Genomic DNA, 12,082 nt, shown 5'->3' with positions numbered 1-12,082 from the left:
TCAAACCTGCGATTAGCGTGACCCGATCATCTCTTCGGGGCGCACCCACGCATCGAATTCCGCCTCGGTCAGATAGCCGAGCGCAAGCGCGGCTGCCTTCAGCGTCGTGCCTTCCTTGTGCGCCTTCTTCGCGATCTGCGCGGCCTTGTCGTAGCCGATGTGCGGATTGAGCGCCGTCACGAGCATCAGCGATTCGTTCAGCAGCAGGTCGATGCGCGCACGGTTCGGCTCGATGCCCACCGCGCAGTGATCGTTGAAGCTCTGTGCACCGTCGGCGAGGAGCCGCACCGACTGCAGCACGTTGTGCGCGATCATCGGCCGGAACACGTTCAGCTCGAAGTTGCCGCTGGCGCCGCCGACGTTGACCGCGACGTCGTTGCCGAACACCTGGCAGCACAGCATCGTCACGGCTTCCGACTGCGTCGGGTTCACCTTGCCCGGCATGATCGAACTGCCCGGCTCGTTTTCCGGGATCGACAGTTCGCCGAGCCCGCAGCGCGGCCCGCTCGCGAGCCAGCGGACGTCGTTGGCGATCTTCATCAGGCCGGCGGCGACCGTCTTCAGCGCGCCGTGCGCGAACACCAGCGCGTCGGCGGCCGCCATCACCTCGAACTTGCTCGGTGCGGTCACGAACGGCAGCTTCGTCAGCCGGCCGATTTCGTCGGCGACGCGCACCGCGAACTCCGGATGCGCGTTCAGCCCGGTGCCGACCGCGGTGCCGCCGAGCGCGAGCTCGTACAGGTGCGGCAGCGCCGACTCGACGTGCCGGACGCCCTGGTCGAGTTGCGCGACATAGCCGGAGAATTCCTGCCCGAGCGTGAGCGGTGTCGCGTCCTGCAGGTGCGTGCGGCCGATCTTTACGATATCGGCGAAGGCCTTTGACTTCGCATCGAGCGTCGCGCGCAGCGTGCGCAGCGCGGGCAGCAGGTGGTTGACGATCGCGTAGGCCGCCGCGACGTGCATCGCGGTCGGGAACACGTCGTTCGACGACTGGCCGCGGTTCACGTCGTCGTTCGGGTGGACCTTGCGCGCTTCGCCGCGCTTGCCGCCGAGCAACTCGCTCGCCCGGTTCGCGATCACCTCGTTGAGGTTCATGTTGGTCTGCGTGCCGGAGCCCGTCTGCCACACCGCGAGCGGGAATTCGCGCGGATGCTTGCCCGCGATGATCTCGTCGGCCGTGTCGATGATTGCGCGGGCCTTGTCGTCGGCCAGCACGCCGAGCGACTGGTTCACGGCGGCCGCGGCGCGCTTGACGATCGCGAGCGCGTGGATCAGCTCGGGAGACTGCTTCTCCGTCGAGATCCGGAAATTCTGCAGCGAGCGCTCGGTCTGCGCGCCCCAGAGCCGGTCGGCCGGCACGGCGATCTCGCCGAACGTGTCGCGTTCCATCCGAACTGCTTCGTTCATGATGCACTCCTCTTGGGAAGGGGAAAGGCCGCGCGTCGCGCGGCGTCTGGCGTATCGTGAGGCAGTCGCGCCGCTGGCGCGGCGTCGTGGGTCTTCAACCGACAAGCATAGCGCCGGCCGCGATTTTGCGTCGTGTCGCGCTCAGCGCGTCGATGCGATGAGCGACGATGTCTTCAGGTGAAAGCGCCACGCCATCAGCACGGCGACGCTCGCGAGGCCGGCCGCGAGCCCCCACCACAGGCCGCGTGCGCCGAGGCCCGCGTGGAACGCCAGCCAGTAGCCGGTCGGGAAGCCGATGCCCCAGTAGCCGAGGGTCGCCGCGAGCATCGGGATGCGTGTATCCCGCAGCCCGCGTAGCGCACCCGACCCGACAGTCTGCATTCCGTCCACGACCTGGAACACCGCGGCGATGCCGAGCAGCGACGCCGCAAGCGACACCGTCGCCGCGTTGGCCGGGTCGTCGAGGTGCAGGTACAGGCCGACGATCGCATGCGGCGCGACGATCAGCACGAGCCCCGACAGCGACATGAACGCGATGCCGAGGCCGAGTGCGACGAAGCCCGCGTGCCGCGCGGCGACCGGTTCGCCGGCGCCGACCCAGTAGCCAACCCGCACGTTGGCCGCCTGACCGATCGCGAGCGGCACCATGAACGCCACCGATGCGACGTTCAGCGCGATCTGGTGCGCGGCAAGCGACGTCGCGCCGAGCACGCCGATGGTCAGGCCCGTGGCGAGAAAGAGCGTCGATTCGACTCCGTACGTGATCGCCACCGGCCAGCCGATGCCGATCAGCTCGCCCATCACGGGCAGCTTCGGGCGGGCGGCGGTCACGAAATGGCGGAACCGCTGGCGGCCGTGCAGCAGCCAGATCAGCGCGAGCGCGGTGAGCCAGATCGTGATGGTCGTCGCGACCGCGGAGCCGAGGAAGCCGAGCCGCGGCAAGCCGAATGCGCCGTGGATCAGCCCGTAGTTCAGCACGCCGTTGACCCCGACGCCGCCGATCGATACCCACAGCAGCCGCCGCGCGGCCCCGATCGCGGGCAGGAACGCGCGCATCAGCCCGACGCCGATCAGGCTGCCGAGCGCCGCGAAGCGCAGGATGCCGGTGTATTCGCCGACGTGATGCGCGAGCATCGGCGGCTCGTGGAACATCAGCAGGATCGGTTCGGACAGCGACAGCGCGATGATCGCCGGAATCGCGAGCAGCACGGACAGCACGAAGCCCGTCCAATAGATATGGGGCACGCGATCCTCGGCCTGTGCGCCGCGCGCATGCGCGACGCTCACGCTCACCGACGACAGCACGCCCTGCAGCACGGTCACGATGACGAAGAAGAAGTTCGCGCCGAGGCCGCCCGCCGCGAGCGAATCGGGGCCGAGCGAGCCGAGCAATACCGTATCGGTGACGCTCATCGCCATCTGCGAGAGCTGCGCGATCGCGAGCGGCGCGGCGAGGCGTGCGGTATCGGCGGCATGACTGGACAGGGACGGCGGCGCGGCGGCCGTCCGCGTAAGACCGGAATGCGACATGGAATGAGCGCTCGCGCGGGTGCGTGCCCGCGCCGTCTGTATTTATTTTGAGAGACAGCCAGCTTACGGCCTTATTCGAACGGTGTCGAACGCGCGCGCCGATGGCCATGTCACGGCAAGGGGGAACCGCTATGCGTCGTGCACGGCGATCCGCGTATCGCCGAACAGCACGACCTGGCCCGCGCGGATCTTGCAGGTCTTGCGCAGCTCGACCACGCCGTCGACTTTCACCGCGCCGGACGCGACGAACATCTTCGCGGTGCCGCCGCTATCGGCGAGGCCGGTGATCTTGAGAAGGTTGTGCAGCTCGACGTATTCGCCGGTCAGCGTGAAATCCAGATTGGGCATGACGAAGGAAGCGCGCGATGCGCGGGAGGAATCGCCCCGCATCATACGGCACCGCGGCCCGGCACGCGAGCGCGGACGTTCGTGCAGGCGCGCGCACCGCAGTTGTTAAGGACTGTGAGCGATTCGTCAGCAAATGAAACGGTGGGTAACAGTCTGACAGATTCGAGAACCGGGCGTGCGTCCCGCGGGTCTTCTGTCGTACCTGCTGCGTGTTGCGGCAGGGGACGCGACGGAGCGTATCGATGCGCTCCGCGCCCACAACTTCTTGAGGAGGATTGTCATGTCCAAGATTCGTACGATGCTGATCGGTGCCGCGCTGACGGCGTTCGCCACTTCGGCCGCATTTGCGCAGACGGGCGTCGCGACACAGGGCGCCGCGGGCGCCGGCGTGCAGACGCAGGCGCCGGCAGCAGGGGCAGGCGCCGGCGCGGGTATGCAGGGCGGAGCCGGCGCCAACGTGTCGGGCAATGCGGTCGGCGGCGCAACCGATGCAGTCGGTGCGGCAGCCGACGGCGCGAAGGATACGGCGGCGTCGTCGGTCCACTCGACCAAGAAGCACGCGAAGCATGCGATGAAGTCGGCCAAGCATCATGCCGGCTCGGCGAAGGCGAAGGTGGGCGACGAAGCGACCGAAGGCGGCGCGTCGGTCGGCGTGCAGGGCGGTGCATCGGCCTCGGGCGCCACGCAGTAAGCGGTGCCAGACCGTCGCACGACGCCCGGCCCGGACGGCGCGTCGTGACGGCGATCGACCGGCGGCCCGGTTCGCTTCGCGCGAACCGGGCCGTTCTTCATGCGCGGGGCCGGACCGTCATGGCCGGCGCTGTTCCGGCGCCGGCCGTGCGGCGGACGGCGTGAACACGCTGCGCAGCCACGCGGCGAGCCGCGTGAACACGTCGTACGGTTCGTCGACGAAGATTTCGGGTTTCAGCAGCCACAGGTACTCCATGATCTGCTGCGCTTCCTGTTTCTGGAACGAACCGTGCGAGAGCCCGAGCCGCAGCAGGCCGCGCAGTTCGCCGAGCTTGTCGCGCGCGGCGCTGCCGACGCTCATCTCGCATGCGAGCTTCGCCTCGTAGATGCGCTGGCGCAGCGATTCCGCGAGCCGCCACGCGGGCGTCTGCATCATTTCCTCGAGTGCCTGGATGTCGTGCACCGCGCTCTTGATCTGCGCGGCGAGCGGATCGACGAGCGACGGATCGCCTTGCGCTTCGGTGACGATCGCCTTGGCCCAGTCGCGGCACGCCTTCGCGAGCTCGTCAGGCGTCCATTCCGAGCGCGACGCGAAGCCGAAGCCGAATTCGCCGGCCTGCCGCATCAGGATCGCGACGACGTCCGGGAATTCCTTGTCGAGCGTGCGTTTCGCCCACGCGTACTGGCCACCCTCGAGCATCCGCTGCACGGCATGCTCGGTCAGCGGCACCATGTTGTCGAGTAGCTTGGCACGCAGGAAGTCCTCGAACGACGGCGTCACGAACTGCGGGTCGAGTTTCAGCGACACGCGCACGAACGCGTCGTAGTCCTTGCGCAGGGACGCAAGTGTGTCGTCCTTGAGGGAAAGGGTGATCTGGCCCATGAATCGTCTCGATGGCGGCCCGCGCGTGCCGGCGTCCGACGCTGTGCACCCGTATGGGCGCAGCGTCGACGGACCGGTTCGCGCCGAGGCCGATGGCGGATCTTCATCCCCTATATCGGCGCGCAGGACGGAAACTTGAGCGCGGCCGGCGACGTCCGCTCAGGCCGGCAGCCAGTGCGGCATCACGATCCCTTGCCAGAAGAAGAACACTGCGAGCCCGAGCGCGATCGTCACGAGCGGCCGGCGCGTCGTCGCCGACACGAGCACGGCCGCGAGCGCGCCGACCAGCTGCGGATTGCGCCAGGTCAGCTCGGCCGTGCCGCCGTGCGGCGAAACCGTCATCGGCACGATGATCGCGGTCAGCACGGTGACGGGCACGAAGCCGAGTGCCGTCCGCACGAGCGGCGGGAAGGTCAGCCGCTCGCCGAACAGGAACAGCGTCGTCCGGATCGCATAGGTGATCGCGGCCATCCCGAGGATCAGCAGTGCGTAGCTCACGATGCGGCCTCCGTGCGTGAGCCGGTGCGCGAGCGCTCGTGCATCAGCGTGAGCGCGACGCCGACCGCGACGCCGGCGGCGACCGCGCCCAGCAACCCGAGCTTGTACGGCCAGCCCTGCCAGAAGTACGCGAGCGTGCCGGCAGTTGCGGCGGCCGCGAAATAGCGCAGCGTGCCGAGCTGCGGGACGACGATCGCGATGAAGGTCGCCGCCATCGCGAAATCGAGGCCGAGCGACTGGAGGCCCGGGAAGGCCGCGCCGAAGCCGATGCCCGCGAGCGTCCAGACCTGCCAGTTCAAGTACATCGCGAGGCCCGAACCGAAGAAGTAGTGGGGGCCGATCGCACCGGGCGGAAAGTGCCGGTAGTGCGCGTAGGCGACCGCGAACACCTCGTCGGTCATCAGCGCGCCGAGCGTTGCGCGCCAGCGCAGCGGCAGGTGCGCGACATACGGCGCGAGCGTCGCGCTGTACAGCAGGTGGCGCAGGTTCACGATCAGCGTCGTCGCGAGCACGACGACGAAGCTCGCGCTGCCGGCGATCAGGCCGAGCGCGATGAATTGCGCGGAGCCCGCGAACACCGCGAGCGACATTAGCGCGCCGTGCCATGCGGTCAGCGGCCCGCCGCCGACGAGCGTGCCGAAGATCACGCCGAACGGCGCCGCGCCGATCATCATCGGGATCGTGTCGCGTGCGCCGTCGAGCCATTCATTGAACGGACGGCGGGGCAGGGACGAGGGGATGGGTGTCGAGTTCAAAGGGCGCTTCTCCATGGAATGGAGGATAGCGGGCCGATCTCGTGGCGGCTTGTATGTTCTTGCGCCCGCGGGCGCCGGCTGCCGCGGGCGGGTGATGCGGGGTGAGGAGCGTGCGCGTCAGCGCGCCTGCCAGCGTCCAGGCGGCACGCCGAACATCCGTTTGAAATGCCGTGTGAAGTGGCTCTGGTCGACGAAGCCGCTGGCCGCGGCGACATCGGCAATCGACGCGCCCGCGCGCAACGGCGCAAGCGCACGCTGCAGTCGCAGCTGGTTGCGCCACGCATGCGGCGGCATCCCGGTCGTGCGGGTGAACAGGCGTGCTGCGTGAAACGGCGACAGGCCGGCGGCCTGAGCGACGTCGTCCAGCGTGACCGTACATGTGAGATCGGCGGCAAGCCGTTCGCGCATCGCATCGACGCGCGGCTCGTCGGCCGCGAGCGCTGCGGGCCGCAGCCGCGCGTCGGCATGGCGCGCGATGAGTGTCGACAGCGCATCGAGCATCGCCGTTTCGGCGGCGAGCGGATCGTAGATGCGCGGGGCTCCGGCCGCCGGTACGTCGTCGGCCGGCTGGCCAGACAGGTGACCAGCCGGTATGCGTTCGCTGCCGGCCTCCATCATCCGGTGGGCCAGCGCGAGCCGTGTCGCGAGATCGGTGTCTCGGATCACGTCGGACGGGAACCACGGCGCATCCTGCGGTCGCCCGGCGATCGCGGTGGCGAGTGCGCGAATGTAGTCGACCGGCACGTAGCTCACGCGATAGCACCAGCCTTCGTCGGTCGCGCGCGAGCCCGTATGCACTTCGCCGGGATTGATCACGGGCACGGTACCCGTTTCGGCGACATGGCCGCTGCCGCGACAGGTGTAGCGCTCCGCCCCCTCGAGGATCACGGGAATCGTGTATGCGTCGTGCCAGTGCGGCGCGAACGTATGGTCGCGATAGGTGGCCGTGAGCAGATCCGCATCCGGCAGCAGCGGTGTGCGCCAGTAGCGTGCGGAGTCGGGAAGACGGGTGGCGGACATGGTCGGACGCTAAGCGGTCGAATCGACAGTGTAGCGCTCGCGCGCCCGGCAGGCGCGGGCTTACTTGACCGGAATCGTCGTGCCAGCCGGCATCGGCACCGCGGTGACGGCGTTCTTCGGGCTGCCGCTGACGATGCGGTCGCTGTAGGTCAGGTAGACGAGCGTGTTGCGCTTCTTGTCGACCACGCGCACGACGTGCAGCGTCTTGAAGATGAACGACATCCGCTCGCTGAACACGTCGGTCTGCTGCTTGAGCGGCTCCTTGAAGCTGAGCGGACCGACTTGCCGGCACGCGATCGACGCTTCGCTCGGATCCTCGGCGACGCCGAGCGTGCCCTTGATCCCGCCAGTGCGCGCCCGCGACACATAGCAGGTGACGCCCGTCACGAGCGGATCGTCGTACGCTTCGACGACCACGCGGTCGGAGCCCGTCACGCGGAAATGGGTGTTGACGCTGCCGACTTCCTCCGCGTGCGCGAGTGGTGCGACGGCAAAGGTGGAGAGCAGCAGGGCGAACGGCGCGGCGGAAAGGAGGCGATGCTTCATCGACGGAACCGGATGCGAATGCGGGACAGAGACTCTAGCATGCGTGGCGGTGGCCGACAGGCGCCGGAAAAACAAAAGGCCCGTCGAATGACGGGCCTTTCGCTGTTTGGCTCCCCGACCTGGGCTCGAACCAGGGACCTACGGATTAACAGTCCGGCGCTCTACCGACTGAGCTATCGGGGAACAAACAACAACAGCAGAGAAACGAGATTGTATGGAGTGTTCGCTAACCTGTCAATACTTTTGAGCGGCGGTGCACAAAATATTTTTGCGGTGCCGCTGCGCGATCAGCGCTCGAGCAGGTGCAGCTTTTCCTGCACGTCCTTCCACTCGTCCGCGTCGGCCGGTGCCGGCTTGGTCTTCGTGATCGACGGCCAGTTCTTCGCCAGTTCGGCGTTCAGCTCGGTGAACTGCTGCTGGTCGCCCGGAACGTCTTCTTCGGCATAGATCGCATTGGTCGGGCACTCGGCGACGCACACGGCGCAGTCGATGCACTCGTCCGGATCGATGGCGAGAAAGTTGGGACCTTCACGGAAGCAATCCACCGGGCACACATCCACGCAATCCGTGTATTTGCACTTGATGCAGCCTTCGGTCACAACGTGAGTCATTAAAGCGCTCCTGCTTGGCGGTATATATGGGGTGGCGTTTGCGCCAAAAGCGGCATTGTAACTGAAGCGCAAAACCCGCATGGCATGGTCGGCTATCCGGCTTATATCGTTTCGTGATTAGTTTATGGGGCCGACGGCGGATGCCGCGCATGCGGCGCTGCCGGCACGGCCCGGGCAGGGGAGGTTTCACGATGGTCGGGCCCGCATTCGGGTAACATGGCCAACAGACCGGGCGGCGCGCGGTGCGCCGGGGCCCTGTCACGATATTGGCGGTGCCGTAATCATGATCATCACTTCGCTGCTCGACACGGATCTCTACAAGTTCACGATGATGCAGGTCGTCCTGCATCACTTTCCTGCCGCAAACGTCGAGTACCGATTCCGGTGCCGCACGCCGGGCGTCGATCTCGTGCCGTACATCGACGAGATTCGCGACGAGGTGCGCGGCCTGTGTTCGCTGCGCTTCACCGACATCGAACTCGACTACCTGCGGCGCATGCGCTTCATCAAGAGCGATTTCGTCGACTTCCTCGCGCTGTTCCACCTGAACGAGAAGTACATCTCGATCACCCCTTCGCCGAAGGGCAACGGCGAGATCGACATCGTGATCGAGGGACCGTGGCTGCACACGATCCTGTTCGAGATCCCGGTGCTCGCGATCGTCAATGAAGTCTATTTCCGCAACACGCAGCGCGAGCCCGACTATCGCGAAGGCCGCGTGCGGCTGCGCGAGAAGATCAAGCTGCTCGGCGCGAAGCCCGAGTTCGCCGACTGCAAGATCGCCGACTACGGCACGCGCCGGCGCTTCTCGAAGGTGTGGCACGAGGAGGTCGCGTTGACGCTGCGCGACGGGCTCGGGCCGCAGTTCGCGGGCACGAGCAACGTGTTCTACGCGATGAAGCACGACCTGACGCCGCTCGGCACGATGGCACACGAATACCTGCAGGCCTGCCAGGCGCTCGGCCCGCGGCTGCGCGATTCGCAGACCTACGGTTTCGAGATGTGGGCGAAGGAGTATCGCGGCGACCTCGGGATCGCGCTGTCGGACGTCTACGGGATGGATGCGTTCCTGAACGACTTCGACATGTACTTCTGCAAGCTGTTCGACGGCGCGCGCCATGATTCGGGCGATCCGTTCGAGTGGGGCGAGCGCATGCTGCGCCACTACGAGGCGAACCGCTGCGATCCGCGCACCAAGGTGCTCGTGTTCTCGGATGCGCTCGACATCCCGAAGGTCATGCAGTTGTACGAACGGTTTCGAAACCGCTGCAAGCTTGCGTTCGGCGTCGGTACCAACCTCACGAACGACCTCGGCTACGTGCCGCTGCAGATCGTGATCAAGATGGTTCGCTGCAACGGACAGCCGGTTGCGAAGCTGTCGGATTCGCCAGGCAAGAGCATGTGCGACGACAGGGCGTATCTCGCATACCTGCGCCAGGTGTTCGGCATCGCGCAGCCGGTCGACGACGACGCGGCGCAGTAGGCGTCGGCCGTCCGGCCAGGTGCGTCGCGGCGAGGGCGGCCGGTATAATCCGACGGTATCGCACGCCAACGTCACGAGGACCGTTCATGGACACTTCCGCTGCCCGTCGCCAGATCCTCGCACGCATTCGCGCGGCGCAAGGGCGCGCGCCCGAACCCGATGCGGCGGAGCGCGACGAAGTCGCCGACTATCTCGGCCGCCATCCCGAGGGGCCGCGCCCGCCGATGCCGGCCGACCTCGTCGCCGCGTTCGTCGATGAAGCGGCACGTCTGTCGACGACGGTCGACGAAGTCGCGACGCTGGCCGACGCGCCCGCTGCTGCTGCCCGCTATCTTTCCGCTCACGGCCTGCCGATGCAGGCCGTCGCATGGCGCACGCTGGCCGAGCTCGACTGGGTCGGCGCAGGCCTGTCGGTCGAATGCCGCAAGCCGCGCGACGGCGATCTCGTCGGCCTGACCGGCTGCTTCTGCGCGACCGCCGAAACGGGTTCGCTGGTGCTGCTGTCCGGCCCCGACACCTATGCATCGGCCGGGCTGCTGCCGGAGACTCACATCGCGATCGTGCCGGCCTCGCGGATCGTCGCGGGCCATGAAGACGCATTCGCGCTGATTCGCGCGGAGCGCGGCGAATTGCCGCGCGCGGTCAATTTCGTGTCGGGCCCGTCGCGCACGGGCGATATCGAGCAGACCATCGTGCTGGGCGCACACGGCCCGTACCGCGTTCATGCGATCGTCGTGCGGGGCGCATGACGCGCGCCGGCTTCATCCTCACTCGACTCACTCGCACAAGGAAGTGCTGCATGAAACGACATGCCGCCTGGGCGGGCATGGCGTCGGGAGCCGCGCTTGGCGCCGTTCCCGCACTCGCATCGGCCGCCACGCTCGACGGTGCCACGCTGTCCGCACTCTGGGGCATCCCGTTCGCCGGGATCCTGCTGTCCATCGCGGTGTTCCCGCTCGTCGCCCCGGTGTTCTGGCATCACCACTTCGGCAAGATCGCCGCGGCGTGGGCGATCGCGTTCCTGGTTCCGTTCGCGCTCGCGTTCGGCGCGGGCACGGCGTTCGGCACGCTCGTGCACGCGTTGCTCGAGGAGTACATCCCGTTCATCGTGCTGTTGACCGCGCTCTATACGGTCGCCGGCGGCATTTGCGTGAACGGCAACCTTCACGGCACGCCGAAGCTGAACACGGCGATCCTTGCGCTCGGCACGCTGCTCGCGAGCGTGATGGGCACGACGGGCGCCGCGATGCTGCTGATCCGGCCGCTGCTGCGCGCGAACGACAACCGCAAGCATGTCGTGCACGTCGTGATCTTCTTCATCTTCCTCGTCGCGAACGCGGGCGGCTCGCTGTCGCCGCTCGGCGATCCGCCGCTGTTCCTCGGCTTCCTGAACGGCGTGAGCTTCTTCTGGACGACCACGCATCTCGCGCTGCCGATGCTGTTCATCTGCGCGGTGCTGCTGATGCTGTTCTTCGTGCTCGACACGTATTTCTACCGGAAGGGCGGCGAGGAGCGGCCGGCCGCGCTCGACCCGACACCCGACGATGCCGCGTTGTCGATCGACGGCAAGGTCAACTTCGTGCTGCTCGCGGCCGTGATCGGCCTCGTGCTGATGAGCGGCATCTGGAAGCCGGGCATCACGTTCGACGTATGGGGCACGCACGTCGCGCTGCAGAATCTCGTGCGCGACGTCGCGCTCGTCGTCGTGGCACTCGCGTCGCTCGCGCTGACGCCGCGCTCGGCGCGCGAAGGCAATGCGTTCAACTGGGCGCCGATCGAGGAGGTCGCGAAGCTGTTCGCCGGGATCTTCGTGACGATCGCGCCGGTGATCGTGATCCTGCGCGCGGGTGCGGACGGCGCGTTCGCGCAGATCGTCCATCTCGTCACGGGGCCCGACGGCAAGCCGATCGACGCGATGTACTTCTGGGCGACCGGTCTGCTGTCGTCGTTCCTCGACAACGCGCCGACCTACCTCGTGTTCTTCAACCTCGCAGGCGGCGACGCGCAATCGCTGATGACGACGGGCGCGACGACGCTCGCCGCGATTTCGGCGGGTGCGGTGTTCATGGGCGCGAACAGCTATATCGGCAATGCGCCGAACTTCATGGTGAAGGCGATCGCGGAGTCGCGCGGCGTGAAGATGCCGAGCTTCTTCGCGTATCTCGGCTGGGCGTTCGTGATACTGGTGCCGGTATTCCTGCTGACGTCGTGGATCTTCTTCACGGCGTAGGCTGACGATTTTCAACCAAGCGTGGACGGTTCCGGCGGCGCACGACGCGTCGCGTTCCGGCCGCGGCATGCGGAGATGGCG

13 protein-coding genes and 1 tRNA gene are annotated in these 12,082 nt (G+C 67.2%); 4 read left to right on the top strand and 10 right to left on the bottom strand.

The annotated features are described in order from the left end of the window. Positions 1-12: 12 nt before the first annotated feature. From fumC to DIE15_RS28370, 3 genes are all read right to left on the bottom strand, one after another. Positions 13-1,407 (bottom strand): class II fumarate hydratase, encoded by a 1,395-nt coding sequence (gene fumC / locus DIE15_RS28380; RefSeq protein ID WP_124834872.1) that lies wholly within the window; start codon positions 1,405-1,407, stop codon positions 13-15. 141 nt (positions 1,408-1,548) lie between these two features. Continuing rightward, positions 1,549-2,937 (bottom strand): multidrug efflux MATE transporter NorM, encoded by a 1,389-nt coding sequence (gene norM, locus DIE15_RS28375; RefSeq protein WP_124834871.1) that lies wholly within the window; start codon positions 2,935-2,937, stop codon positions 1,549-1,551. 129 nt (positions 2,938-3,066) lie between these two features. Beyond that, positions 3,067-3,285 carry an RNA-binding S4 domain-containing protein gene (locus tag DIE15_RS28370; RefSeq protein ID WP_006753074.1) on the bottom strand — a complete coding sequence of 73 codons (219 nt, stop codon included), beginning with the start codon at positions 3,283-3,285 and terminating at the stop codon, positions 3,067-3,069. Between the two features lie 280 nt (positions 3,286-3,565). On the opposite strand from DIE15_RS28370, the gene DIE15_RS28365 reads away from it, so the two are divergent. After that, positions 3,566-3,976: a hypothetical protein gene (locus DIE15_RS28365; RefSeq protein WP_124834870.1), complete on the top strand. Its 411-nt coding sequence runs from the start codon at positions 3,566-3,568 to the stop codon at positions 3,974-3,976. 117 nt (positions 3,977-4,093) lie between these two features. Here DIE15_RS28365 and DIE15_RS28360 read toward each other — a convergent pair whose 3' ends face one another. The 7 genes from DIE15_RS28360 to fdxA all read right to left on the bottom strand — a co-directional run bounded on the left by DIE15_RS28360 (position 4,094) and on the right by fdxA (position 8,288). Beyond that, positions 4,094-4,858, bottom strand: coding sequence for a DUF4088 family protein (locus DIE15_RS28360; protein WP_185734561.1), 765 nt, complete (start codon positions 4,856-4,858; stop codon positions 4,094-4,096). Positions 4,859-5,017: 159 nt separating this feature from the next. Continuing rightward, positions 5,018-5,356: an AzlD domain-containing protein gene (locus DIE15_RS28355; RefSeq protein WP_006757668.1), complete on the bottom strand. Its 339-nt coding sequence runs from the start codon at positions 5,354-5,356 to the stop codon at positions 5,018-5,020. After that, positions 5,353-6,126, bottom strand: a complete 774-nt coding sequence (locus tag DIE15_RS28350; protein WP_124834868.1) for an AzlC family ABC transporter permease — start codon at positions 6,124-6,126, stop codon at positions 5,353-5,355. The genes DIE15_RS28355 and DIE15_RS28350 overlap by 4 nt, the downstream gene beginning before the upstream one ends. A gap of 102 nt (positions 6,127-6,228) precedes the next feature. Next, the gene (locus tag DIE15_RS28345) at positions 6,229-7,131 is read right to left on the bottom strand and encodes an AraC family transcriptional regulator (protein WP_057928073.1); all 903 of its coding nucleotides are present in this window, start codon (positions 7,129-7,131) and stop codon (positions 6,229-6,231) included. A gap of 60 nt (positions 7,132-7,191) precedes the next feature. Continuing rightward, entirely contained in the window at positions 7,192-7,677 is a 486-nt protein-coding gene (locus DIE15_RS28340) for a CreA family protein (RefSeq protein WP_057928072.1), read from the bottom strand. 107 nt (positions 7,678-7,784) lie between these two features. Next, positions 7,785-7,860: transfer RNA gene (locus DIE15_RS28335), tRNA-Asn, on the bottom strand. A gap of 104 nt (positions 7,861-7,964) precedes the next feature. Then, positions 7,965-8,288, bottom strand: a complete 324-nt coding sequence (gene fdxA / locus DIE15_RS28330) for a ferredoxin FdxA (protein ID WP_006753067.1) — start codon at positions 8,286-8,288, stop codon at positions 7,965-7,967. A 283-nt stretch (positions 8,289-8,571) separates the two neighbouring features. On the opposite strand from fdxA, the gene pncB reads away from it, so the two are divergent. The 3 genes from pncB (at position 8,572) to DIE15_RS28310 (ending at position 12,001) form a co-directional block, all read left to right on the top strand. Then, a complete protein-coding gene (gene pncB / locus DIE15_RS28320) occupies positions 8,572-9,771 on the top strand; it encodes a nicotinate phosphoribosyltransferase (protein ID WP_124834867.1) in 1,200 nt (399 codons plus the stop codon). An 86-nt stretch (positions 9,772-9,857) separates the two neighbouring features. Continuing rightward, positions 9,858-10,520 carry a lactate utilization protein C gene (locus DIE15_RS28315; RefSeq protein WP_057928070.1) on the top strand — a complete coding sequence of 221 codons (663 nt, stop codon included), beginning with the start codon at positions 9,858-9,860 and terminating at the stop codon, positions 10,518-10,520. 50 nt (positions 10,521-10,570) lie between these two features. Beyond that, a complete protein-coding gene (locus tag DIE15_RS28310; RefSeq protein WP_057928069.1) occupies positions 10,571-12,001 on the top strand; it encodes a sodium:proton antiporter in 1,431 nt (476 codons plus the stop codon). The last annotated feature ends 81 nt before the right edge of the window (positions 12,002-12,082 follow it).

Origin of the sequence: Burkholderia sp. Bp9031 (assembly GCF_003857965.1) — a bacterium.
Classification (GTDB): domain Bacteria; phylum Pseudomonadota; class Gammaproteobacteria; order Burkholderiales; family Burkholderiaceae; genus Burkholderia; species Burkholderia ambifaria_A.
Note: the sequence above shows the minus strand (reverse complement) of the source record. Positions and strands in the feature narration are given on the sequence as shown.